26 protein-coding genes and 1 pseudogene are annotated in these 25,625 nt (G+C 31.7%); 12 read left to right on the forward strand and 15 right to left on the reverse strand.

Annotated features, from left to right (window positions below; genetic code table 11):
* The first annotated feature begins 215 nt into the window (after positions 1 to 215).
* Complete coding sequence (locus WY13_RS02160; RefSeq protein ID WP_063554076.1) at positions 216 to 1,367, forward strand: aminotransferase class V-fold PLP-dependent enzyme; 1,152 nt, start codon at positions 216 to 218, stop codon at positions 1,365 to 1,367.
* A 48-nt stretch (positions 1,368 to 1,415) separates the two neighbouring features.
* On the opposite strand, the gene cbiM is transcribed toward WY13_RS02160, so the two are convergent.
* From cbiM to WY13_RS02175, 3 genes are all read right to left on the reverse strand, one after another.
* Positions 1,416 to 2,414 (reverse strand): cobalt transporter CbiM, encoded by a 999-nt coding sequence (gene cbiM, locus WY13_RS02165; protein ID WP_063554077.1) that lies wholly within the window; start codon positions 2,412 to 2,414, stop codon positions 1,416 to 1,418.
* Between the two features lie 259 nt (positions 2,415 to 2,673).
* A complete protein-coding gene (gene lipA, locus WY13_RS02170) occupies positions 2,674 to 3,525 on the reverse strand; it encodes a lipoyl synthase (RefSeq protein ID WP_063554137.1) in 852 nt (283 codons plus the stop codon).
* A gap of 73 nt (positions 3,526 to 3,598) precedes the next feature.
* Positions 3,599 to 4,582: a lipoate--protein ligase gene (locus tag WY13_RS02175; protein WP_063554078.1), complete on the reverse strand. Its 984-nt coding sequence runs from the start codon at positions 4,580 to 4,582 to the stop codon at positions 3,599 to 3,601.
* A gap of 388 nt (positions 4,583 to 4,970) precedes the next feature.
* Here WY13_RS02175 and WY13_RS02180 point away from each other — a divergent pair, with 388 nt between their 5' ends.
* Positions 4,971 to 5,174: a cold-shock protein gene (locus WY13_RS02180; protein WP_013239953.1), complete on the forward strand. Its 204-nt coding sequence runs from the start codon at positions 4,971 to 4,973 to the stop codon at positions 5,172 to 5,174.
* A gap of 129 nt (positions 5,175 to 5,303) precedes the next feature.
* Here the strand turns inward: WY13_RS02180 and sdaAA are convergent, their stop codons facing one another.
* Together sdaAA and sdaAB are read right to left on the reverse strand one after the other, a co-directional pair.
* Positions 5,304 to 6,176 (reverse strand): L-serine ammonia-lyase, iron-sulfur-dependent, subunit alpha, encoded by an 873-nt coding sequence (gene sdaAA, locus WY13_RS02185; protein WP_063554079.1) that lies wholly within the window; start codon positions 6,174 to 6,176, stop codon positions 5,304 to 5,306.
* A 3-nt stretch (positions 6,177 to 6,179) separates the two neighbouring features.
* Positions 6,180 to 6,863 (reverse strand): L-serine ammonia-lyase, iron-sulfur-dependent subunit beta, encoded by a 684-nt coding sequence (sdaAB, locus tag WY13_RS02190; RefSeq protein ID WP_063554080.1) that lies wholly within the window; start codon positions 6,861 to 6,863, stop codon positions 6,180 to 6,182.
* A 189-nt stretch (positions 6,864 to 7,052) separates the two neighbouring features.
* Between sdaAB and aspD the strand changes: the two genes are divergently transcribed.
* Together aspD and WY13_RS02200 are read left to right on the forward strand one after the other, a co-directional pair.
* Positions 7,053 to 8,684 carry an aspartate 4-decarboxylase gene (gene aspD / locus WY13_RS02195; protein WP_063554081.1) on the forward strand — a complete coding sequence of 544 codons (1,632 nt, stop codon included), beginning with the start codon at positions 7,053 to 7,055 and terminating at the stop codon, positions 8,682 to 8,684.
* 126 nt (positions 8,685 to 8,810) lie between these two features.
* Positions 8,811 to 10,118, forward strand: a complete 1,308-nt coding sequence (locus WY13_RS02200; RefSeq protein WP_063554082.1) for an aminotransferase class V-fold PLP-dependent enzyme — start codon at positions 8,811 to 8,813, stop codon at positions 10,116 to 10,118.
* 101 nt (positions 10,119 to 10,219) lie between these two features.
* Here WY13_RS02200 and WY13_RS02205 read toward each other — a convergent pair whose 3' ends face one another.
* The gene (locus WY13_RS02205) at positions 10,220 to 10,651 is read right to left on the reverse strand and encodes a hypothetical protein (RefSeq protein WP_063554083.1); all 432 of its coding nucleotides are present in this window, start codon (positions 10,649 to 10,651) and stop codon (positions 10,220 to 10,222) included.
* 22 nt (positions 10,652 to 10,673) lie between these two features.
* Positions 10,674 to 11,546, reverse strand: a complete 873-nt coding sequence (locus tag WY13_RS02210; RefSeq protein WP_063554084.1) for a LysR family transcriptional regulator — start codon at positions 11,544 to 11,546, stop codon at positions 10,674 to 10,676.
* Between the two features lie 131 nt (positions 11,547 to 11,677).
* Here WY13_RS02210 and WY13_RS02215 point away from each other — a divergent pair, with 131 nt between their 5' ends.
* Together WY13_RS02215 and WY13_RS02220 are read left to right on the forward strand one after the other, a co-directional pair.
* Positions 11,678 to 12,514: a sulfite exporter TauE/SafE family protein gene (locus tag WY13_RS02215; protein WP_063554085.1), complete on the forward strand. Its 837-nt coding sequence runs from the start codon at positions 11,678 to 11,680 to the stop codon at positions 12,512 to 12,514.
* A gap of 3 nt (positions 12,515 to 12,517) precedes the next feature.
* On the forward strand, positions 12,518 to 12,904 hold the full coding sequence (locus WY13_RS02220; RefSeq protein WP_063554086.1) for a DUF1634 domain-containing protein: 387 nt from the start codon (positions 12,518 to 12,520) through the stop codon (positions 12,902 to 12,904).
* Positions 12,905 to 13,247: 343 nt separating this feature from the next.
* Here WY13_RS02220 and WY13_RS02225 read toward each other — a convergent pair whose 3' ends face one another.
* Together WY13_RS02225 and WY13_RS02230 are read right to left on the reverse strand one after the other, a co-directional pair.
* A complete protein-coding gene (locus WY13_RS02225) occupies positions 13,248 to 13,610 on the reverse strand; it encodes a GerW family sporulation protein (RefSeq protein WP_063554087.1) in 363 nt (120 codons plus the stop codon).
* A 16-nt stretch (positions 13,611 to 13,626) separates the two neighbouring features.
* Positions 13,627 to 14,229, reverse strand: coding sequence for a DUF2953 domain-containing protein (locus tag WY13_RS02230; RefSeq protein WP_063554088.1), 603 nt, complete (start codon positions 14,227 to 14,229; stop codon positions 13,627 to 13,629).
* 147 nt (positions 14,230 to 14,376) lie between these two features.
* Here WY13_RS02230 and WY13_RS02235 point away from each other — a divergent pair, with 147 nt between their 5' ends.
* On the forward strand, positions 14,377 to 14,799 hold the full coding sequence (locus tag WY13_RS02235) for a hypothetical protein (RefSeq protein ID WP_063554089.1): 423 nt from the start codon (positions 14,377 to 14,379) through the stop codon (positions 14,797 to 14,799).
* A gap of 34 nt (positions 14,800 to 14,833) precedes the next feature.
* A complete protein-coding gene (locus tag WY13_RS02240; RefSeq protein ID WP_063554090.1) occupies positions 14,834 to 15,646 on the forward strand; it encodes a lecithin retinol acyltransferase family protein in 813 nt (270 codons plus the stop codon).
* On the opposite strand, the gene moaA is transcribed toward WY13_RS02240, so the two are convergent.
* Positions 15,647 to 16,615, reverse strand: coding sequence for a GTP 3',8-cyclase MoaA (moaA, locus tag WY13_RS02245; RefSeq protein ID WP_063554091.1), 969 nt, complete (start codon positions 16,613 to 16,615; stop codon positions 15,647 to 15,649). It abuts the gene before it with no gap.
* A gap of 248 nt (positions 16,616 to 16,863) precedes the next feature.
* On the reverse strand, positions 16,864 to 17,340 hold the full coding sequence (locus WY13_RS02250; protein WP_063554092.1) for a spore coat protein: 477 nt from the start codon (positions 17,338 to 17,340) through the stop codon (positions 16,864 to 16,866).
* A 399-nt stretch (positions 17,341 to 17,739) separates the two neighbouring features.
* On the opposite strand from WY13_RS02250, the gene WY13_RS02255 reads away from it, so the two are divergent.
* Genes WY13_RS02255 through WY13_RS02265 form a run of 3 tightly spaced genes read left to right on the forward strand, consistent with a single transcriptional unit; the run spans position 17,740 to position 18,816 of the window.
* Positions 17,740 to 17,937, forward strand: a complete 198-nt coding sequence (locus WY13_RS02255) for a spore coat associated protein CotJA (RefSeq protein WP_063554093.1) — start codon at positions 17,740 to 17,742, stop codon at positions 17,935 to 17,937.
* Positions 17,938 to 17,976: 39 nt separating this feature from the next.
* Positions 17,977 to 18,231: a spore coat protein CotJB gene (locus tag WY13_RS02260; RefSeq protein ID WP_063554094.1), complete on the forward strand. Its 255-nt coding sequence runs from the start codon at positions 17,977 to 17,979 to the stop codon at positions 18,229 to 18,231.
* A gap of 12 nt (positions 18,232 to 18,243) precedes the next feature.
* The gene (locus WY13_RS02265; RefSeq protein ID WP_063554095.1) at positions 18,244 to 18,816 is read left to right on the forward strand and encodes a manganese catalase family protein; all 573 of its coding nucleotides are present in this window, start codon (positions 18,244 to 18,246) and stop codon (positions 18,814 to 18,816) included.
* Positions 18,817 to 19,077: 261 nt separating this feature from the next.
* On the opposite strand, the gene WY13_RS02270 is transcribed toward WY13_RS02265, so the two are convergent.
* The 4 genes and pseudogenes from WY13_RS02270 to WY13_RS02285 form a co-directional block, all read right to left on the reverse strand.
* The gene (locus WY13_RS02270; protein ID WP_063554096.1) at positions 19,078 to 20,052 is read right to left on the reverse strand and encodes a D-2-hydroxyacid dehydrogenase; all 975 of its coding nucleotides are present in this window, start codon (positions 20,050 to 20,052) and stop codon (positions 19,078 to 19,080) included.
* A 527-nt stretch (positions 20,053 to 20,579) separates the two neighbouring features.
* Complete coding sequence (locus tag WY13_RS02275) at positions 20,580 to 21,032, reverse strand: hypothetical protein (RefSeq protein ID WP_063554097.1); 453 nt, start codon at positions 21,030 to 21,032, stop codon at positions 20,580 to 20,582.
* A gap of 1 nt (position 21,033) precedes the next feature.
* A complete protein-coding gene (locus tag WY13_RS02280) occupies positions 21,034 to 21,837 on the reverse strand; it encodes a DUF3100 domain-containing protein (RefSeq protein WP_063554098.1) in 804 nt (267 codons plus the stop codon).
* A 42-nt stretch (positions 21,838 to 21,879) separates the two neighbouring features.
* A pseudogene (locus tag WY13_RS02285) lies at positions 21,880 to 23,197 on the reverse strand (M20/M25/M40 family metallo-hydrolase).
* Positions 23,198 to 23,549: 352 nt separating this feature from the next.
* Between WY13_RS02285 and WY13_RS02290 the strand changes: the two are divergent.
* A complete protein-coding gene (locus WY13_RS02290; protein WP_063554099.1) occupies positions 23,550 to 25,553 on the forward strand; it encodes an FAD-dependent oxidoreductase in 2,004 nt (667 codons plus the stop codon).
* The last annotated feature ends 72 nt before the right edge of the window (positions 25,554 to 25,625 follow it).

Below are 25,625 nucleotides of genomic sequence, written 5' to 3' on the forward strand. Positions count from 1 at the left end.
TGAAATATAACTTGAAAATTACAGTTATATTAATTTATAAATCTATAATAATTCTACATATCCTTTACATATCAATTTTCCCCCTTTTAACTCCGTATAATAAAGTTATAATATATTTATAGGAGTTAAATGCAAAGTCAAAATTTCGTATGTGCGAAATTTGAATTAATTATATTTTATAAATCTAGGGAACATAAAGAAAGGAGATAATCGTATTGGGAATTTATTTAGACAATGCTGCTACATCTTATCCAAAACCACCTGCAGTTGTAGATGCAATTTCAAATTTTATGAAGAATATAGGAGCTACTGCAGGAAGAGGGGCTTACAAATCAGCTATTGAAGCTGATAGACTCGTATTTAACTGCAGAGATAATATATGTAAGCTATTTAACGGTAAAGACCCATCTAACACAATCTTTACTTACAACATAACAGATTCACTGAATCTAATAATAAACGGAGTTTTAAATCAAGGAGATCATGTTATCACAAGTAGCTTGGAGCATAATTCTGTATGGAGGCCTTTAAAAACTCTTGAACGGGACAGAAGTATAGAAATATCTACTCTTCCATGTACAAATGAAGGAATATCAAAAGCCTGTGACATAGAAAAATTGATAAAGAAAAATACTAAGCTAATTGTATTCACTCATGCTTCTAACGTGCTTGGAACCATTCAACCTATAAGGGAAATAGGAGCTATAGCTAGAAAATATAAAATTCTATTTTTGGTAGACAGTGCACAGACAGCTGGAGCTTATCCTATAGATGTGCAAAGAGATAACATAGATATTCTTGCCTTCACAGGTCATAAGAGCCTTTTGGGACCTACTGGCACAGGTGGACTTTTAATAAATTGTGACACTAATTGTATAAGGCCATTAAAATCTGGAGGAACTGGTGAAGATTCGAAAAATCCATACCAACCTGACTATTATCCTAATAAATTAGAAGCAGGCACCTTAAATGTAGCTGGAATAGTTGGTTTAGGAGAGGGAATTAAATACATATATGATCTAGGAGTACAAAAGATAAGAGATAAAGAAAATGAAATAATTGAGTATGCCCTCAAAAGATTAGATGAAATTCCAGGAATTCACATATATGGTCCAAAAGATGCAAAAAAAATAGTAGGTGTCATTTCATTTAATATAGAGAATATGTCTGGTGAAGATATTGCTTTTAGGCTGGATAAGGAATATGACATAATGATAAGAGTTGGATTTCATTGTGCTCCAACAGCCCACAGGATAATGGGGACTTATGAAATTGGTGCTATGAGAATAGGTATTGGATATTTTAATGAAAAGCAAGATATAGATGCATTAGTAAATGCTTTAAAAAATATAGTTTCCGAAAAATAAAAAAGCCCCCCTTTTAATTTGTTTATATGTAAAAAGGGGGCTTTCCATTCATTTATTTACTTTAACATTTTTATTATCTATATCCACCGCGTTTTTTCTTAAAGAAGATATTATTTTAAACACAATCATTATAAGTGCCACTCCCGCCACTGCTGAAATAATATAACCTACAGCATCATTCATTCCTTTTACAGAATAGTCCGCTGCAATAGCATTAAAGTGTATGCCATTTTGAAATCCTTTAGGTATGTACCCTATAAGTGACTTCATACCTTCTGAATCCCATTCACCCCATGCATCTCCAGCAGCCAAAAGTCCTAGAGGACATAAAACTATTAAAATTGCTAAAAGTCCATAAAGCGGCTTTTTATTTCCAACTTTGTCTTCATATACAACATCTGGTGACATTTTCTTAACATAAGCGTATACTGCTGCAGTTATTGCTCCCTCAAGTATACCTACTAAAAGATGAGTTCCTACCATTGCAGGCACAGCTACATTTAAACCATAAGGACAATAAAGTGCCTTTCCAGCTGCATCTGTAAATAATAAAGGCTGTAGGCCAAATTCAATGGATGCCATAAAAGATGCCGCCACAATTCCTACATATCCACCTATAAAAGCTGCAATATATTCTCCTTTAGGGCTCTTTACTCTATTTTTTATAATACTATATATGGTATACCCTACAAAAGGCATTATAAAAGCCATGTTAAAAGTATTAGCTCCAAAGGCAAGTATTCCTCCATCTCCGAAGAAAAGTGCCTGTATAAGTAGTGCTATAGTAACTGCAATGGTGGCTGCATAAGGTCCAAGTAAAATTGCTATCAAAGTTGCCCCTACTGCATGAGCTGTTGTTCCTCCCGGTATAGGTACATTAAACATCATTATAAGAAAAGAAAATGCTCCGCAAACACCCAGCATAGGCATTTTTTTGGGACTTATTTCACTTTTTACCTTTTTTACGGCCTTTGCCCAAACTGGCAGCATTACCACTGCCATAACAGCACAGGTTGATGGACTTAAATAATTATCTGGAATATGCATAATGAAGACCTCCTAGAATTTTTAAAAAAAATATACGAATTTATCTTTCTCTTATATATCTAGCAATTTACATGCCAATTTTCTATATATTTTTAATAATTTTTTCAGAACATTCTTAGTAGCTGTTAATAGTGGGGTAAGCTTTAATATTTAGTTTTAAAATTTTGTGCTAAGAAATTTTTCTAAGTCCATTAGCCTCAAAATGATACAAAACTTATATCATTTTGAGATTATATTTCATTTTTATCTCATTTCGATATTATTTTTCAAGCATTTCATCTGCATGATAGGAACTTCTTACTAAAGGGGAAGATGATACAAATTTGAATCCCAATTCTAAGGCTATTTCTTTATATTTTTTAAATTGATCAGGATGAACATACTCTATAACAGGATGATGTTTTGAAGAAGGTGGTAAGTACTGACCTATTGTAACAATATCACAATCCACCCTCCTTAAATCCTTTAATACTTCTATAATATCTTCTTCTTTTTCTCCAAGCCCCAACATAAATCCCGATTTTGTTAAAATTGAGCTATCCATAATCTTAACTCTTTTTAAAAGTTCCAGTGAACGCTTGTAAACTGCCATTGGTCTTACTTCTTTATATAGAGCAGGTGTGGTCTCTACATTGTGATTTATTACATTAGGTTCTGAATCCACTACCTTTTTAAGTGCAGTTTCATTTCCTTTAAAATCCGGTATTAAAACTTCTACCGTTATATTTTTATTAAGCTTTCTTATTTCTTCTACAACGCTAGCAAAATGAGAAGCTCCTCCATCTTCTAAATCATCTCTTGTAACAGAAGTTATTACTGCATATTTCAATTTTAGTTTATCCACTGCTTGTGCCACATTAAAAGGTTCTTTTTTATCAACTTTTTCAGGTTTGCCCTTAGTTACATTACAAAAAGTACAATTCCTTGTGCAATTTTTTCCAAGTATCATGAAAGTTGCCCTGCTTTTATTAAAACATTCCATTCTATTAGGACAATTTGCCTCACCACATACAGTATTTAAAGAATACTTTTTAAGTATATCCTTTACATCCTGAGATACTTGTCCCCCTCTTATTTTTATTTTTAACCACTCAGGTTTTCTCTTATACATAAAATACAATCCCTCGTTTCTTCTTTTAAAATATGCTAATTTTTTAACACATCTCCACAAAATTAGTATACTACTATTTAAGCATAACCTCCATAATATCTTTTTTGCTTATATTATGCATATATCTTTCAATGTCTACGTTTTCAAGTGCTTTCAGAATTTCTTCCTTTTCATACTTAATTCCTAAAAACTTATTTTCCAATTCACCAATATCACAACTGCTGAAAAAATCTCCAAAAAATTTTATACTACCTATAATACCTTTTTTTACATATATATTAACCTGTACAATTCCTCCTGGGAATTTTTTCTCGTTGGAATAATTAAACTTTTTAAGATGTCCATAATTCCATTCCCAAGTCTCATATTTATGAGAACATATTTCTTTTATTTTTTTCCATTCCTCTTTTGAAAATGTATATATTTTAGGATTTTTATCTTCACTTATAACTGATTTCATTAAAAATTCTTTGAATTCAATTATAGTCATATCGCTTTTAATATAATCATATATATTCGTAACTCTGCTTCTTACTGATTTAACAGCTTTATCGGAAAATTTTATAGGATTTACATAAAGAGCTTCATTCAAATTTTTCATATTAACAGAAAATAAAATGCTTCCGTGATGCAAAATTTTATTTCCATGTTTATACTGAGCATTTCCTGAAATTTTTTTACCATCTATAACCAAATCATTTCTACCAGAAAGCTCTGCATTTACAGATAGCTTTTTCAATGCTCTTATTATAGGATACGTAAACTTACTAAAATCTGCAAAAACATTGTTTTCGCCTACAGATATAAAAGTAAAATTTAAAGTTCCTAGGTCATTGAATATAGTTCCTCCCCCTGACACTCTTCTTACCACTGACAAATTATGTTTTTTTACATAGTCTATGTTTATCTCTGAAAGGGTATTTTGATTTTTGCCTATTAAAACACAGGGTCTGTTTCTCCAAAGGATAAAACAATCCTCATTGAATGTTTGCATTACATATTCTTCAATTGCATGGTTCATATATGGGTTCGTATTTTGGTGCTCAATAAATAACATTTTCATTACTCCTTTTTTAGAATAGACTTTTTACCAACACTTATCTACAAAGCTACCTAAAATGAATTATACACAATAAGTTTAATATTTAAAAGTAGTTAAATTATATTTCGATACTTGTAATATATAGATAAAAATGTATTAAATGTTAAATGATAATATTACTAAAAAAGTTTTTAATGGTAGCAAAATTATTTTAAAAATTGCTTTGATTATAGAGTCAAATTAATGTATAATATGTTTATTAGGTAACATCAATATTTAATGTGAAATTTTAAGATTTGTTGTTAATTTTACATTTTTGTGTTATACTAATGTAATAATAAACACCGATATACAAAATCAAGCTATATCAATTATAAGTGTTTTATCTTTAGGAGGATAATAAATGAAAATAGGAACAGTAAAATGGTTTAACTCAGAAAAAGGATTTGGATTTATCGAAGTACCTGGCGAAAATGATGTTTTCGTACACTTCACTGCAATCCAAAGTGATGAACCAAGAAAAAATCTTGAAGAAGGTCAAAAAGTTCAATTTGATGTTGAAGAAGGACCAAAAGGTCTTCAAGCTGCTAACGTTGTAAAACTATAATTTATAGCTTACAATATTAGAATAAAACATCTTAACATAAATGAATAGAATGTTTTACCACCTCTGAATAAAAGGTGGTTTTTTATACCTTTGAAAAAAGGGATATACAAGTATTTGTATATCCCTTTTTTAATTTCCAAGTACCTGCTTTTTTAACTTAAGGCCAGTTTCTGTAACTGCAAGTCCTCCAAGTGCTGTCTCCCTAAGTGCACAGGGAAGTTGTTTTCCAACCCTATACATTGCCGAAACAGTATCATCAAAAGGTATTCTACTATATACACCTGCCATAACCATATCTGCTGTAGTTAGTGCGCTTACGGTTCCTGAAACATTTCTCTTGGCACAAGGTACTTCTACAAGACCTGCTACAGGATCGCAAACTAATCCTAATACATTTTTTATCACTATAGCACTGGCATTTAAGGCTTGCTCTGGAGTACCGCCCATCATCTCAACCACTCCTCCTGCTGCCATAGCAGCTGCAGAACCACACTCTGCCTGACAACCACCTTCAGCTCCTGACATAGTGGCGTTTTTAGCTATTATCATTCCAATTCCAGTTGCTGTGAAAAGCGCTTGAATCAATTCATCCTCGCTCTTGTTTAGCTTTTCTCCTGCACTTATTATTGCCGCAGGTATTATTCCACAAGAACCTGCTGTAGGTGCAGCCACTACCTTTCCCATAGCAGCATTAACTTCCGAACACGAAAGTGCCCTTGCCATAGCTTTTATCATAAAATCTCCAGTTAAACTTTTTCCTTCCCTACAATAATTATTTAATATGTAAGCGTCCCCACCTATAAGTCCGCTTATAGATTTTACTTTATTTTGCAGACCATATTCTGCAGCATTTTGCATTACTTTAAGATTTTTTCTCATCTTTCCTAAAATTTCTTTCCTGCTGGAATCTCCCCTTCTAACTTCTTCCTCAACTGTATATTCCCATATTTTCATACTTTTTTCTCTACATATTTTTATAAGTTCATATCCGGTATTAGCCATCTATCATTCCTCCTCTGTTATAGGATTTATAGCTCTTATCTTCTTTATATTTGAAATTTCATTTATCTCATTCACAACATCCTCGGAAATTAAATCGTCCACTTCAAATACCATAGTTGCTCCAGAACCTCTAGTGCTTTTTCTATACACTCTCATAAAAGCTATATTTATTTTATGCTTATAAAGTATATCAGATACCTTTGCAACCATGCCTGGTACATCCATATGATTTATCAATATAGTAGGGTAACTTCCTGTAAATTCTATTTTGTCCCCATCTACTTCACTTATTACTACATTTCCTCCACCTATAGATGAGCCTACCATTTCACAAGTTTCCCCATTATCCTTTTCTATAATAAATTTGACTGTATTAGGATGAACGTCTCCTAAATCTATTTCTTTAAATTCAATTTTAATTCCCTCTTTCCTTGCCAAAATAATAGATTCTTTTAGATTTTCATCCCAGGGATCCATTCCCAGTATTCCAGCAACTAAAGCCTTGTCTGTACCATGTCCTTTATAAGTTTTAGCAAAAGATCCGTGAAGCAGAAATTGTACCTTTAAAATTTTGCCTCCTGCTATAGTCTTTGCAATTTTACCCAGCCTTGCTGCCCCAGCAGTATGAGAACTGGAGGGTCCTATCATTATGGGTCCTAGAATATCAAAAGCACTATATTCTCGCATATTAAGCACATCCTTTCATTTTAGTCCTAAGATATAACAGCTTTTATTATATTATGATCATTCAAGAACTAGTATATAATTAAACTAAAAAAATTGCACTAGGCTGGCACTTTTTATGTGCATATTTTTGTTTGTATTTGCAGAATATAAATTCTATAATATATAAAATTTTTGGAGGAAGTACATAAAATGTATGCAAATAAAAATATTCAACTACTAGAACTAGAGCGCATTTATGGTAAAATAAGTCCTTTTGAATTAAAAAACAAACTAATTAGCCTTGCTAAAGATCAAAAGGTAAAAAGTGCACATACTCTTTTAGATGCAGGAAGAGGGAATCCTAACTGGATAGCCGCTTCTCCCAGAGAAGCCTTTTTTGCTTTTGGACAATTTGCATTAGAAGAATCACGGCGAATATGGAATGAAAAAAACTTAGGCGGAATGCCTGAAAAACAAAATATACATATACGCTTTTATAACTATATTGAAACTCATAGAACTTGTCCAGGCATAGATATGTTAAAAAAATTTATAGACTATGGTATAAACTCACAAGGATTCAATGCAGAAGATTGGATTTATGAACTAACAGATGGAATTATAGGTGATAACTACCCGGACCCAAGCAGAATGTTAACTCATGTAGAAAAAATAGTAACCCAGTATTTAACCAAGGAAATATATCACTTACAGGAGTTCGATTCTAAGTTCAAATTATTTGCCGTAGAAGGTGCTACTGCTGCTATATGTTATATATTTGATTCATTAATTGCCAATGAACTTCTAGAAAAAGGCGATAAAGTGGCAATTATGACTCCTATTTTTACTCCATATTTAGAAATTCCAATTATTCCAAGATATAACTTTAATTTAGTTAAGATAATGGCCTCTGAAAATTCCGAAGAAGGAAGTAGTCCATGGCAATATCCAAAATCAGAACTAAAAAAACTAGGTGACAAAACTATCAAGGCTTTATTTTTAGTAAATCCAAGCAATCCACCTTCAGAAGCCATGGAACCTGACTCAATTAAATATCTTATAGAAACTATTAAGGATTCCAATCCAAATTTAATGATTATATCAGATGATGTATATGGTAGTTTTCCAGACAACTTTAATTCTATAGTATCAGCTCTCCCCTATAATTGTATAGGAGTTTATTCATTTTCAAAGTATTTTGGTGTAACAGGCTGGAGGCTTGGTACTATAGCTATCCATGAAAATAATGTATTTGATAATCTTTTAAAAGAGCTGCCAGAAGATAAAAAAAGTACTATAAAAAAACGTTATGAATCCATTTCAACCGATCCAACGGAAATTAATTTTATAGATAGAATCGCAGCAGACAGCCGTCAGGTAGCACTTCACCATACTGCAGGTTTGTCAACGCCCCAGCAGGTTCAAATGGCCTTTTTTGCAATATTCTCACTGCTAGATACTAAAAACGAATATAAAGACCTGATAAAGAGCATATGTAAAAGGCGAAAAAGGTTACTATTTAAAAGTCTTGAAATAACTATACCAGAAGATCCTTTTGACGCAAGCTACTATGCAGAGTTTGATCTATTAAAATGGGCAAATACTCATTACGGAAAAGCTTTTGGAGATTATTTAGACATGAACTATGAACCAATAGATATACTCTTTAAATTAGCTGAAAAATCTTCTATTGTATTATTAGGAGGATCTGGCTTCTATGCCTCTAAGTGGTCTGTGAGAATTTCACTTGCAAATTTAAATGACAGTGCCTATTCTAAAATAGGAAATGTGCTCCATAACATCTTACAGGAATATAAAGATACTTGGGAAAACAGCAAATAAGGATAACATATATATAGCCTATGCTTAATTCCTATGTTTATTTTATTCATAAACTTTTCAGCTATTTGGTACATTTAAAATCATACTACATATTATATATAAGTACCTTATAGGAGTGATTTTAATATGTCCTATGATAAAATAAATCATAATTACAGAGAATTAATAACCGGTGTAGATACAAAAATACCTTTAAAAAATGGGAAGCTGGTAACTGCTATAAATTTTGATAATGCAGCTACTACACCTCCTTTTAATTATGTTATGGAAAAGGTAGTTAGTTTTTCACCCTATTATTCTTCTATTCATAGGGGAACCGGTTTTAAATCTAAATTATCCTCTGAAATCTATGAAACATCGCGACAACTTATATGTAACTTTGTTCACTGTGATTCCGAAAAAAATACAGTAATCTATGTAAAAAACACTACTGAAGCTATCAATAAATTATCTTATATTTTTAATTATCTATATAAAGATGCTGTTATATTAGCTACTAGAATGGAACATCATTCTAATGATTTGCCCTGGAGGAACAAATTTAAAGTAGATTATTTGGAGGTGGATGAAACTGGTAAACTAATTCTTTCAGATTTAAAGCGTAAATTAGAAAAACATAACGGCAAAGTTAAGTTGGTATGTGTAACTGGTGCTTCTAATGTAACGGGATACAAAAATCCTATATATAAAATTGCAAAAATTGCCCATAATTATGGATCAGAAATTCTAGTAGATGGTGCACAACTTGTACCTCATTATCCTATATACATGAAGCAGCATTATGAAGACGAATCTATTGACTATTTAGCCTTCTCAGCACACAAAATGTACGCACCCTTTGGTATAGGCGTATTGATAGGCCCCAAGGAGACTTTCTGTAGTGTATCACCTGAATATAGTGGAGGAGGTACTATAAAATTAGTTACAGATGACAGTGTAATATGGAATGATCCACCTGAAAAAAATGAAGCCGGTACTCCAAATGTACTTGGTATAGTTGCCCTAACTGCTTCTATTGAAATGTTAAACAAATTGGGAATAAACAATATAGACAAAAGTGAAATGAAAATATATAACTACGCTTTAAGCAAAATCATTAGTCTTCCAAACATCGCTTTATACTGTGACCCAAATCCAAATTGCGATAAAGTTGCAATTCTTCCTTTTAATATAAAAGGACTTTATCATGGTATTACAGCAAAACTTCTTTCAGATTTATCCGGTATTTCAGTCAGGAGTGGCTGCTTTTGTGCTCAGCCTTACGTACAAAGACTTCTTAAGCTTTCTCGTAAAGATATAACCTACTTAAAACACAATTACAATGACATCTCCCACCCAGGTCTCGTTCGATTGAGCTTTGGTTTATACAATACTTATAGTGAAGTAGATATTTTAATTGACACCCTAAAGGAAATAATTAAAAATAAAACTTAAATAAAAATGTTATATGGCAAGGATAAACAATTAAACTTTAGGTGTTCTATCCTAAAATTTAATTGTAGGTGTTCTATCCTAAAGTTTAATTGTTCTATTTGCTATTTACTTAAAAGTCCTGCTGACAATACAAATACCATGAGTATAGGAAAACAATCACATATGATCCAACCCAAAATTATAATTATAAGGCTTAATAGATTGTATTTAAAGTACTTGTAGATAATTAAATTATATATAAAAAACAAATTAGTCACTATAAAGGCAATAATCATAGGAATTGGATTGGATACTCCATATACCACTAAAACATGAAGTACAAATATAAGTGTTAAAACAGTAGCCATAAAGAAAATTATTCTAAGCCCATCTCTATTTTTAAATTTTAAAAATATACAAAATCCATCGTACACACATAATGCCAAAGGTACGAGTGCAATTATTTCAAATTTGTCTATGTAAAAATAAGCAGTGATTAAGACAGCAACAAAAAACAGCACCTTAACATTAAAGTTAAAATTTTTTTCATTCATTAAAATCGTCTCCTAAAATATTCTACTTTTTCATAGAAAAAACACGCAAAAAATTTCTAGCTACCGATGACATATATCTATTCTTTAAACATATGGCAGCTATACTAGTTTCCAAATCAACTTCATCTATCCTCTTTCTTTTCAAATCTACATTTTTCACCACATCAATGGATGTCCTTGGAACAATGGCCATTCCAATGCCCGATTCTGCCCACACAATTGCTGTTCTTGCATCTTCAGTGCTACAAATTATATTAGGTACAAAACCTTCTTTATTGCAGCACTCAAATATCAACTTTTCAAATCTTCTGTATATAATCAAAGGTCTACCTTTCAAGTCCTTTAAGCTTACACTTTCTCTATCTTCAAACAAATCACACTCCTTGTTAAATACAACAGTCATAGGCTCTTTAGGCAGAGCAGTTATTTCAAGCCCTTCAGTATTAAAAGGGGTTCTTACAATACCAACTTCTATCAATCCACTATTTAATATTTCTAATATTCTAAAGGTATTTCCTTCCCATACGTTAAAATTTACCTCTGGATATTCTTTATGAAAAATATTTATTCTTTCTGGTAACAATGTAGCACCTGAAGAAGATACTGTTCCAATAGAAAGCGTTCCCTTTGCTCCTTCTTTAAAATCCTTTAACTCTTTTGCAGTAAAACTTACTAATTTAAGTATTTGTTCAGCTCTGTTTGCAAGTATTTGTCCTGCACTTGTTAAATGTATCTTATGACTTCCCCTATCCATAAGCTTAACACCTAATTCTTCTTCCAAAAGCTTTAAGTGATAACTTAAAGGTGGCTGCGCCATATTTAGTTTTTTAGCTGCACTAGTTATTTTACCTTCTTTAGCAATAGTCAGAAAATACTTCAGCTGCTTAATATCCATAAAAAGATATCACTCCTATTATATAATTTCTATATACTTTGAATACTAATTATGTATTTTAAATATACAAGTTTCCTTGATATAATAATACTTGAAAACAAAAATTTATTCAACATAGGAGGAATGGCATTTTGTCGATATTAACATTAGAAATTCTCAGTGTATCCGTTATTGCAGGCATAGCAGGATCTATACTGGGTCTCGGAGGTGGAACAGTAATTACTCCAGCACTTACTCTTTTATTTGGAATAGATATAAAATATGCTATAGGTGCTAGCTTAATATCTGTTATTGCCACTTCAAGTGGAGCCGCTGCAGCTTACATAAAGGATAGAATAACAAATTTAAGAGTTGGCATGTTTCTTGAAATAGCCACAACTATAGGGGCTATAACCGGTGCCTTTCTTGGAGGAATCATAAATCCAAAGTATCTTTACTTTTTGTTTGGATTGCTGCTTCTATACTCCGCACTAGCTATGGCTAAAAAAGGCAAAAGTGAACTGCCTCAAGGTGTACAAACTCATCCTCTTGCAAAAAAACTTAAACTAAATGGTGAGTACTATGACAAGATTGTAGGACAAACTATATGCTACAACGTAGCTAATGTACCCAGCGGATTCGGGGTAATGTATGGTGCTGGTATCATTTCTGGTCTTCTTGGAATTGGAAGCGGTAGTTTTAAGGTCATGGCTATGGATTTATTTATGAAATTGCCTTTAAAAGTATCAAGTGCCACCAGCAATTTTATGATGGGCGTTACTGCTGCTGCCAGTGCAGGCGTTTACCTTTTAAGAGGCAATATAGATCCTAAAATTTCTGCTCCCGTTGCCTTAGGTGTATTAGCAGGGGCAACTATAGGCACTCGAATTATGCAAAATATGAAAAGTAAAACCATAAGAAAGATATTTGTACCTTTTCTTATTTATATATCTGTAGAAATGGTTTTGAAGGGATTTGGGGGTAGGTAACTAATGCAACATCAAAATAGTACTATTGAAAAAAATAAAAAAAGTGCAGAAGAACTAGAACTTATTATAAGTACATTTTTAAGGATAGGTGTCATATTAAGCTCAATTGTAATATTAACAGGGCTTTTAATGTTTTTAATATCTGGCCACAGTGGCTATACCGGAAACTATTATCCAACTAAACCTATTGAAATATTAAAAGGTTGTAAATATTTTAAGCCTTATGCAATCATGTTGCTGGGTCTTTTGATTTTAATGGCAATACCTGTACTCAGGGTAGCAGTATCCATACTAGTATTTTTTAAAGAAGGGGACTACCTATATGTAAAAATTACTTCCTTGGTACTTGTAATACTTATATGCAGTATTCTCATGGGAAAAGTAGGCTAAATCTTTAAACATCATAGCGCTTCTAAACGAAAAATCAACGTATACTCCTTGTATATTTTTTTATATTTTTAATTACGGGACTTATATGGAAAAGAATATTTAAAAATTTGGTAGGAAAGTTTTCTCAAGAATTTGGTAAAAGTGGTCTTTCAAATGAATAAACCAAGGGATATAGATAAAATTTCACATCTATCTACATCCCTTAACTTCATTGATTTAATAAAGTTCTATCCATATCTGCTGCCACTAACTTGTACATGATTATCTCCTCTTAGGCATTTTCAAAGAAATAATCAGTCAGTATGCTAGACTACTTTCTTTCAAATGCCTTATGAATCTTTTTCTATATGTTTTCTTTTTTTTCATTTTTCTTTTTCAACTTGCTAACTATATTAGGTACCAATTCCATAAGTTTGCTAAGGTTATTCTTATCACCTATAGGCAGCATTTGAATTGTATCTCCTTTTATTACAAGTACTGCATTTGGAGTTATTTTCGCTCCTGCACCAATACCTGAACCTCCACCTTCCTGCTTATTTTTCGGATCTGTTCCCTCTCCACCACCGGTTCCACATCCAAAAGTAACTGTTATAAACGGTACAAGAGTTATATCTCCTACCTGTATTGGTTTACCTACAACAGTTTCTGTTTTAAAAAAGTTTTCCAATTTTGAAAATAAAACTTCTGTATTTTCTTTAATATCCATATAAATACCTCCATTTTTAATAGCTTATTTCCTTTTTTATACATGATATGTGCAATACTTTAAACAGTGTGATTGCAAGCAATACTATTCTGCATTTTCCACTAACTTCTACATACAAATTAAAAACTTCATTAAAAAAATCTGGTCTCACTCTTATAGAATTTTTAGGTAAAAATGAATAAATTACATTAAAAGCTCCACTCAACATACCCGTCATACAAGGATCATCAAACCCATAATTACCTTCTATCTTAACATACTTAGGCTTAGTTATAGAAATAATCTTTACTATAGAATCTTTACATTCATAAAGTTTTCTAATATATTGCATGATATGAGAGCAACTGCACGACAAGTCATCCTGTGTCCTATCTTTTTTAGAATTTATATTTAACTTCTTAGTAAAAAACAATATTCTTACAGATAAATGGCTGTCATTATTACTTCCCTTTAATATTATAGAAATAATATCAAAAAATAAACCAATTTTCAAATTATATATTATGTTATTTTCTCTAAAAGTAGACTTTGCCTTATATGTTACCTTACTTATTAACAAAAAGATTAAAAGAATTACAAGGATTAAAATTATAGCTCCCATTACTTTCAAAATAATCAAAATAAAGATTCCCCCCAGATTAAACTTAAAGTATCCATTATTATCTACTATATATCTATAATACTTAAAAGTTTAACAAATTTATATATATTTTTATCATTTTTTTTGTTAAAATCTATATGTGACTTACGTTAAGAGAGATTACTTATGCTTTTTTTCTTATATTTATCAGGAATATTGGCTATGTTACTTGGTGTAACCTTATTCCAAAGACAAAGTAAAAAAATAAGAAATAAAAATTATAGTGATGAACTTATACTACGCTACTTTGCAAAAAAAGCGATTGAAAATATAATGATAATGTGCTTAGTGGTAATAATCGTATCACTTCTACTTCCTCTTTTAATATGGACATTATCACCTAAAGAAGTTGGTGTCGTAGATAAAATTATAGAAACTAACACTTTATCTCCTATTTCTTCTTATAATAAAAATCAATATATAAAAGAAGTAACCGATACAGGTGTTAAATCATATATTGTAAATGTGGGGGAATCGTCTAAGGATATACAATATGATGAAGGAAAACTTATATCTAATAAAATAAAACTATTTGTACCTGACAAATAGAAATAATTTAGAAACAGTATAAGGGATGTTTTAAATGAAAAATCATTTTTTTATAAAATTAATATCTATATTTATAATAATTGCAGTTAGTTTTTTAGGATATAAAATTTATACTTTAAATAACAAAACTACAACTATTTATAAATACAGTGAAATTCAAATACCTTTAAAAGATAAAATTATATGGGATGACACTTCTATAAAAAATATTTCTGTAAAAAGTAAAGACAATGAAACTATGGATACCTATGTTTTTCCATCTGTGGATGGCAAAACTCTTTTTATAAATCCACCTATAGATGGTTTTTACGAGAATGATAAAATTTGCGTTACCTTATCTCCTAACTTACATTTTAAAAATTATAAAATGACGGAAGAAAAGAAGTTATATTTTCAGGTGAAGAGTGGAAATGATATTACCCTGTCCAAGGTACATACGGAGCCTCAATATGGAGATATAATAGGCACTGAAGATACCTTTATGGGCTATCAATATACACATTATGGAATATATGTAGGTAATAATAAAGTTATTCATTACTGTAGTACTACGGGTAACTCTAAAGATGCCAAGATAAAGGAAACAGACATGTCCCCTTATTTTAGGAAAGGACATTATTTTATTTTAAACATAAAAGGTAGTCCACAATTTGATTCAAAAGAAACCATTAAAAGAGCAGAGATGCGAGAGGGTGAAAGAAGTTATAATTTATTACAAAACAACTGTGAACATTTTGTAATTTGGGCTAAAACAGGTTATTCAAGATCCTACCAGATAGACAGCCTGTCCCAAGAAAAATTAGCTCAACTCAAAATATTCACAGCCATGGGTATAAATTTACAGTAATCAACCACCTATTTGATACATCATCTTCTCACTTTCACTTTTATGTTTAGAACTCATATTATGTTCCTCAGGTTTTCCTAGTATTCCTCGTTTTAATTCTTCCAAAAGGAGTTTTTCGTCATTTAAGCAGTGTTTTAAATTTATAACTTTATCCGAATGAAGACATGGTTTTAAATCTCCTATAGACGTAAGTCTTAATCTATTGCAGTCTTTACAAAATTTACAACTCATTGGACTTATAAAGCCTATGTTTCCCTTATATCCTCTCACCTTATATAGGGAAACAGTACTACTTTTAGAAGTAGGCTGGGAAATTACATCAAAATTATCCTGAATTTCCTTTAAAACAACTTCTGAAGAAAGATTATCATTCTCGTATAATTTTTTTCCTTCTCCTATAGGCATAAGTTCAATAAATCTAATATCTACTGGTAAATTCTTCGTAAACTCTACAAAATCCATAATTTCAGTATCATTAAAGCCCTTTAATAAAACTGTATTTATTTTAACAGGAGTCAATCCTATACTTAAACATTTGTCAATAGATTTTAATACTGCATCCAAGTTTCCACACCTGGTTATAAATTTATACTTATCTGCTTTTAGGGTATCTAAACTTATGTTTACCCTTTTTAATCCTGCTTCTTTTAACTTATCTGCCATATCACAGAGAAGTATCCCGTTGGTAGTAATGGCCACATCCGTAATTCCTTTTATACTGGCAGTTTCCCTTATTAAATACTCTATATCCTTCATTATAAGAGGTTCTCCACCAGTATACCTTATTTTATTTATTCCAAGAGTTGCTGCTGCTTTAATAATTTTTAATATATCTTCAAATCTTAACAGATCCCCATAAGGTCTTTTTACTATTCCTTCCTTTGGCATACAATATATACATCTTAAATTACACCTATCTGTCAGTGAAATCCTAAGATAGTTTATACTTCTTCCATAGCTATCTTTCATACAATCAATCCCCCTAAGTCACTATAATTAATTTTTATATCTATTACGCTGTACCATATAACTCAATTATACATGAAATTGTTTACAATTGTTAGCTCTATACTCAATATTTAAAATTTCTCTATACCTTCCTTATAAGCTTTATATAACTGGAAATTAATGAAGATTTAAACTTTAATTAACTTCCAGCTTTATTTGTATATAAAATAATTAGTGAACAATTTCATTAAAATCATGTGAACGTGCTCTTACTGAACTTTATACATGCCCTTGCTTTCCATATATTTATAAATGGATTCCCCATGCTGCTGTTCTTCTTTTTGTATATGGTTTAACACATTTCGGACATTCGTATCTCTAAATTCAAATATAGCTGCATTATAAACTCCTGAAATATATTTTTCTGCCATAAGCATATCCTTACACATATCCTCGTCACGTACTTCACACAAACCTACAGGTGGCATAGACGATCTAGCTATACCTGCTGTATTCACTTTGCTTGTACCTTGATTACTATTTAAATTAGGTACCTCACCGCCCAAAATACAGTTAATAGAATTTAAATGATCTTGCTCAACTGATGCATTATTTATGAATAGCTGTTTCAACTGTGAATCCTTTGTTTGATTAGCATAGTTTGTATATTTTTGTATACACATGGATTCATGACTTTTTTCATCTTCTAAAAGCATTCTTTCTTTATTGCTTAAAGTTATTGTCATAAAAAACACCTCCAAAATTATTTTGTATAATTAGAAGTGAATTTATACAAAAAGGCTTCAAATAAAAAAATATAATTTCATTTGAAGCAAAAAAAACATTTCAACCGTCTAAATAAATAGGAAGGTTTATGCAAACTCCTATAAAATACGAAAATATATAATTGGAGGGTACACAAATTATATAGTAAAAATACTACAGAAGCTTACACAAACTTGTTTATCAAATACGTGATTATTCAATTTCAGTCACTATATTTTAATACTATTAACAAGATGATTATACCATTAAACATCAGCATTTAAAACCTTTATTATAAATTTTACAAGGCAATTTATATTAACACAATTTATAAGTATTGAATATATTATCATTGTAAAGAGACTTAAGAGGTGAAAATAGTGTATTCAAAATTTGTTCCACATGCGAACTCAAGATCAATGCCATCTGCTGGCTTTCCTCCTAATTCAGGTAAAAGATTAGCAAGGGCTTATGTTCCTATGCAGCCTTATATTGGACTGCTTCCTTTAAATATAGCATTAAAGAAAGGTACCATATTTCCAAATTTAGTTATGCCTTTCCCTGAAAACGAAGATTAAATAGCAGTCATTTAACTGATTATACGAGGAGGTAATAACATGAGTGATCGTAAAAAGCTATTAGATGAAATTCGCCAGCTTGAATTTGCCACAGTAGATTTAAATTTGTATCTAGATAATTTTCCTGATAATAAAAAAGCTCTGTCTGATTACAATATGTTCACAAATCAACTTATCCGTTTAAAAAGGAACTATGAAGACAGATTTGGTATTTTAACTAATTTTGGATATTCCGAGAGTCAGTTTCCATGGACTTGGATAAACGAACCCTGGCCTTGGGAATGTGGAGAATAGGAGGGTTGACATATGTGGATTTATGAAAAAAAATTAGAGTATCCTGTAAAAATTAAAACAAAAGATATTCAAATGGCTAAATATCTTACTGCTCAATATGGAGGACCAGATGGGGAATTAAGTGCTGCTATCAGATATTTAAATCAACGTTATACTATGCCCAGCGGCAGTACTAAAGCATTACTTACAGATATAGGGACTGAAGAGTTAGCCCATGTTGAAATTATAGCTACCATGATATATCAGCTGTTAAAAGACGATACCATAGATGAACTTAAAGAAGCAGGATTAGCTTCCCACTATACCCAACATGGCAGGGCTACTTTTCCTCAAGATGCCAATGGCGTTCCATGGACATCCGCTTACATCCAAGCTACAGGAGATCCCATAACCGATTTACATGAAGATATGGCAGCTGAGCAAAAAGCCAGAACAACTTATGAACATCTTATAACTCTAACAGATGATCCAGATGTAATAGTTGTGCTTAAGTTTTTATGGGCAAGAGAAATTGTTCATTTTCAACGCTTTGGTGAAGCCCTTGTACATGTACAAGATAATATGGATGCTAAAAAGTGTTTCTAAATTGAAAGTTAGCTTATGCCAAATCATATAATAACAGGTTTCAATATTTTAGGCGTAAATTAGGAGTGGATAGTTGAAAGTGGATAGTAACTTAAAGCCTATTGAAGTTTTGCTTAAATAGCGCTATATTTAGACTTTCCGTAGTATTATCGAAAAAAGTCATCCATAACTATCAACTTTCCACTCTCAACTTTTAAATATATTTTATGTATAAATTTAAATTGAAATCAATTCAAAGGTCTTCTAACTCAAAAACATATATTACCTACTTACCACATTTACAGGAGATCCTTCCAAAAATCTTTCTAGATTCTCTGCTGCAATGTCCATAAGTCTCTGTCTTGATTCTCTAGGTGCCCAAGAAATATGTGGGGTAATTATACAATTTTTTGCCTTCAGCAGGGGATTGCTTTCCTCTATAGGCTCTATAGATACTACATCTAAAGCTGCTCCAGAAATTTTTCCACTATTTAATGCCTCTGCTAAATCTTTCTCTACAATTAAAGGCCCTCTAGCATTATTTATTATAATTACTCCATCTTTCATTTTACTTATGGAGTCTTTATTAATGATACCTCTATTACTGTCAAATAGTGGGCAGTGCAAAAAAACAACATCTGATTCTTGAAATAATTCGTTTAATTTTGCATATTTCATACTGTCGTTTTCCAAATTTTTATTCTCATGTTTATCATAAGCAAGTACTTTCATGCCAAATGCCTGTAGTATTTTTCCTGTTGATTGTCCAATCCTACCATAACCTATAATTCCTGCAGTCTTATTAGCTAACTCAATAAGGGGATATTTCCAAAAACACCAATCTCCATTGCTTGCCCATTCTCCATTTTTTACTGCCTCACTATGAGCCCATACATGGTGACATAATTCAAGAAGCAGTGCTACTGCCATTTGGCTTACAGAACTTGTACCATATGTCGGAATATTTGTTACAGTAATTCCTAATTCCTTAGCTGCATTTACATCCACCATATTGTACCCTGTAGCCAGTATTCCAACATATTGTAATTTAGGTGATTTTTCCAATACGTCTCTAGATAATGTTATATCATTTGTAAAAACAATTTCTGCATCTTTTATTCTCTCCAATATTAAATCATTATTATCGTTATCATGGGAAGTACGATCATAGACATTTAAATCTCCAAGCTTTTCAAGGGGTTCCCAGCTTATATCTCCGGGATTTAACGTATATCCATCCAATACAACAATTTTCATGCTAACTCTCCTCATAATTATAAATTTTCTAAGTATAAAATAATTTTATACGCATTAATATAGGATTATGTATAAATTAAAATACCTATAAACTCAACTTTCGCACATATAAAATTTTGACTTAACATAAAAAAATTACGTCGCAATATTTTTGAGAGGACAGAGGACAATTGACAAAGGACAGTGAAGGATGATTTTTCTCCGCTGCACTACGAAAAATCTTTAATTAAATTTTTAATGACTCATTTCACTAAAGTGAAATATTGCTGACTTATATAAATTTGAAGCTTGTTTTGCATTAGCAAAACAAGCCCCAAAAAATAAATTAGTTTTCTGACATAAGGAAGAAAACTTACCTTCACTGTCCTCTGTCCTCTGTCAATTGTCCTCTCAAAAAAAATTGCTTCGCAAAGTTTTTAAACTGCGAGAGTTGAATTTTCTAAGTAAAAAGTAACTTTATACACCTTGATATATCGTGTAGATTAAAATACTTATAAAATAATTATAAGTATTTTAACCACAAAAATCTATATTTGGCCTGTAGCTTTTAAAACAATTTGTGCAATCATAGTAGCAAAAACAAAAGTACCTGTGTAAACAGTTAATGCCACAATAATTATCTTCCAACTTAAAGATTTAAAAAGTTTTAAATCCTTGCCTAGTGACAAACCAGCAAAAGCTAAAACTGGAGTAGTAAGTGCAATCATATCTATTTTTTCTAAATACTGTTTGTCCAAAAAAGCACCATAGGGATTAAGAGGGCTTGTAACCAAAACAGCTACTATAGATACCCAAAACACTGTAGGAATATTAGCAGGTACAATTTTTTTAATTATAATACCTAATAAAGTAATAGCTACTAATATAGCCATTCCAATAATTCCTATTTTTAAAGGAACCTTATTTTTTATAGTATTTCCTACTAAAGCAATTATTCCAACCCAAAATAAAATAAACGCTTCCTGAATAAATCTTTTCATGCTAGATTTCCCCTCTCTTTTTGCTACTTCTTCCTATTTTAGGTTCTAACCAATCATACAATTTATTGGCAACTGGTAAAGAAACAAATAGTGTAAAATATATTCCTACTATGGTTGTTATTAAATTAGATGCTGCTGCAAAACTAGCTATTTCCTTAGCTTTTGCAGGGAAAACAGCAGTAATAGCTCCTGAAGCTGCCGCCATCATACTTCCAGATCCTACCCCTGATCCCATGGCTAATGCTAATGGGTTAAATATTTTTACTGATCCAATATATCCAGCAAGAAGTCCTATATAAATTGCCCCAAATAAAGTTCCACAGATATAAATTCCCATTACTCCACGTCCTTCTGGAGAATCCATACCATACTTTTCTGCAATAATTGCAATATTAGGCTCACGATCAATAGAGAAAGTAGCTCCTACTGCTTCACGTTTAAGTCCAAGTAAAAGGGCAATTGGAAGTCCTAAAATTACTGTACCTAAAAAGTGGCCTAGTTCCTGGAAACAAAGTGCCCATCCTGATTTAACTAGCATAGCAATAGAAGGTCCCATTGTAGCACCTATTTTGGCAACAAATAATATTACTACAATTCCCATAATATCATTTGACAGCTTCATTTCATCTTCCGACATAATTTTTAACTTAGGTAAACTTATAATTATTCCGATAACTAATGCATAGAGCATTGGTAGAAACACAAGATATCCTGGTCCTAGTTTTATTTTCTTTTGACCTATTAGTTCTGTTACTACAACTAATATAAGAGCTAGGATAAAAATTTTAAAATATTTTTTTAACATTATTTTGCCCCCTAATAATTTTTTAGCTAAAATGAATTTATGTTAATTATTAAACTCATCCATTACCTTTAGATATTCTTCTTTAGAAAATTTAGGCTTGAAATTTTTTACTATATCTTTGCCTTTTTCTGCACCATTAACTAAAAGATCTATTACTGTCATTGCAAATAACTTAGCTGGCAGAATACAGGCTGCTCTATAATCCTCTACATTAAATTCCTTTGAATGTAAATTTCCACTTACACCGCCTACATAAGGATGTATGCTCGGTATTAACTGAGATATATCCCCCATATCTGTTGAAGCAAAAAAATGTCCTCCATCTAAAATGCTTTTCTCAGGAAGGAATTCCTTACAGTTACTTTTATATATATCATTTAATTTAGCACAGCACTCAAGAGGTAGATAACCTGGTATAGTCTTAATAACTGTTTTTGCACCTACTGCATCTCCTCCAGCTTTAAGAGCTCTATCAACTTTTCTGTTGGTTTTTGCCATGGCATCTATAGTTCTTGCACGCACATAGCTTTCAATTCTTACATCATCAGGGACGCTGTTTACTACGTCTCCTCCTTTTGTAATAATAGGATGAAATCTTATATAGTCTTCATCTCTAAAAGTTTCTCTAAGAGCATTTACACCCATTAGTCCCAGCATTGCTGCATTTAACGCATTTACACCTTCATCTGGTGCTTCAGCAGCATGAGCTACTTTTCCTATATATTGTATTGTCTTTGCAACAAATCCATTGCTGGATTTACCTATTGAAACAGTAGGTTTAGGACTATTTTTTAGAGAGTGCACCATCATAGCTATATCTACATCATCAAATTCACCTTCATATATAAGCTGCTGTTTTCCTCCAAAAAAGTGAAGTTTGCCTTGCTTGCGAAGTTTTTCTCTGTAGTCAAATTCAATACATTCCTCTGAAGGTACCGCAAAAAAAAGTTACATTTCCATCTAACTTATCTGAAATTCCAGAAAGTTTTAATCCTACAGCAGCACCAATTAAAGCTCCTAGTTGGAGATGATGGCCACAAGTATGAGCTGCCCCAGTTTCTGGATTTGAATTTTTATTTCCTCTACATATAACTGCATCTAACTCTCCAAGTACAGCTACATTTACACCTTCACACTGGTCTTTTAATTTTGCCTTTACTCCAGTTAAAGCAAGACCGTCTCGATACCTTAAACCTATTTCGTCAAAAATGTTTTTTACCTTCTTTGACGTTTTCTCTTCCTTAAATCCTAATTCTGGCTCCTTTTCTACAGATTTTGAGAAATTTATTATTTTTTCTGCATTTTTTTCAATTGTACTACATACCAACTCCTTTAATTTTTTAATCTCTTCTTCTTCCATTATGTAATGCCCCCTAAATTTGATTTATAAATACAATTATAGCACATTTTATGACAAATTTATTTTCAACAAAAAACGATATAAAAATTGCTAATTTAGTCTCGTTAATATTTTATCAATTATAAATATAATTTTTGTAATATTTTTTTATTTAACTATCTAATACATAGGATAATAAAGTAATATCTCAAAATAACATTTAATTTATAATATTATATAAAAAACTTAAACTTTTTAGCCGTAAATAGCCAGAATCTTTCGAATTTGGTATTGATATTTTATTAACAATATTCCACCTTTAGTAGTATAATCAAGTAAATTAGGAAATATAAATAGAGGGAGGTAATTTATTATGAAAAATAAATCTTTGTTTCAACCTATTAAAATAGGGAAGATGGAAGTAAAAAACAAAATATCAATGGCACCTATGGGAGCTTTTGGACTTGTGGATAATGAAGGTTGCTATAATCAAAGGGCTATTGACTATTATGTCGAAAGATCCAAAGGCGGTACTGGACTTATTATAACAAGTATCACTAAAGTTGAAAATGAATTAGATAAGGTTGTACCAGGTATCATTCCTGTGATTTCAACAAACCCAGGAAGATTTCTAATGACATCCTCAGAGATGACAGAAAGAGTTCATGCTTATGGTGCAAAAATATTTTTGCAATTGACAATGGGCTTTGGAAGAAGTGGGGCTCCAGGAACACTTTTAACATCTCAACCTGTCTCTGCTTCAGATATTCCAAATTATTGGGATCCAACTGTTACCTGTCGAGCACTCACTACTTCAGAAGTAGAATGGATAGTTTCAAAATTCATTGAAGGAGCTGACATTGCTCAAAAAGCAGGTTTTGATGGTGTTGAGATACATGCTGTACATGAAGGCTACTTGCTTGACCAGTTTACACTTTCCATATTCAATAGAAGAACAGATAAATATGGCGGAGATTTAAGAGGAAGACTCCAGCTCCCTATAGAAATAGTTCAGGGAATAAAAGCAAGATTAGGAGATGACTTCCCAGTAGGCTTAAGATACAGCGTAAAAAGCTGCATAAAAGACTGGAGGCAGGGAGGGCTCCCAGATGAAGACTACGTTGAAAAAGGTCGTGACTTAAAAGAAGGCCTTGATGCAGCAAAAATCCTAGAAGCAGCAGGATATGATGAACTCAATACAGATGTAGGAACCTATGATGCATGGTACTGGTCACATCCCCCTATTTACCAAAAGAACGGATTATATTTACCTTATACCAAAGAACTAAAAAAAGTTGTAAAAATTCCAGTTATAGTTGCAGGAAAATTAGGTATACCAGAGGATGCAGAAAAAGCTCTTGATGATGAAGCAGCAGATATGATTGGACTTGGAAGACCGCTTCTAGCAGATCCATATTGGCCAAAAAAAGTTATTTCAAATAATTCTGAAAGAATTCGTCCTTGTATCGGATGCCATACTGGATGCCTTGGCAGAGGATTTCAGGGAAAACCTTTGAGCTGTACAGTAAATCCAGCTGTCGGCAGAGAAAGATATTATGAAATAAAACCTACACTTACACCAAAGAAAGTTATGGTTGTAGGAGGCGGAGTTGCCGGGATGGAAGCAGCTAGAATTATAAAAATGAGAGGACATGATGTTACAATTTATGAAGGTACAGATAAACTCGGCGGAGTAATTATTCCAGGTTCCGTACCTGATTTCAAAGTAGATGACAGAAGGTTAATTGATTGGTATAAAAATGAGATAAAGGAACTTGAAGTTAAAGTTAATTTTAATACAAAAGTAACAGAAGAACTTGTAGAAAAAGAAAAACCAGATGCAGTCATAATTGCAACTGGTGCGAAAGAAATTAAAATCAATGTTCCTGGTATAGAAAAAGATAAAGTTATAACAGCTGTGGAACTTTTAAATGGCACCAAAAAAGTTGGCAATAACGTACTTATGGTAGGCGGTGGACTTGTAGGCTGTGAAGCTGCACTTTATCTTGCAAAACAAGGTAAAAATGTTACCATTGTTGAGGCAAAGGATACAATATTAAGTTCAGGGAAACCAATTCCACATATGAACAAAATCATGCTTATAGATCTTTTAAATATGTATAATGTAAAAACCATTACAAATAATTCACTTTTGGAAGTAACCGATAAAGGTGCAGTACTTATCAATAATAAATTTAAAAAGCAAGAAGTATCTGCAGATACCGTTACAATTGCCATTGGATTTAAATCAGACAGAGAATTATATAACAAGCTGAATGGAAAGATAACTGACCTATACTTAATCGGAGATGCATACCAAGCTGCTAATATAATGGATGCAATTTGGAGTGCCAACGAAATTGGCCTCAACTGCTAAAATATAAATACTTATAGAGTTTCTAAGCAGAAAATAAGATTATACTCCCTTTTTCGTTTAGAAACTCTATAG

The organism is Clostridium ljungdahlii, assembly GCF_001636845.1.
In the GTDB taxonomy this organism is placed as follows: Bacteria; Bacillota; Clostridia; order Clostridiales; family Clostridiaceae; genus Clostridium_B; species Clostridium_B ljungdahlii_A.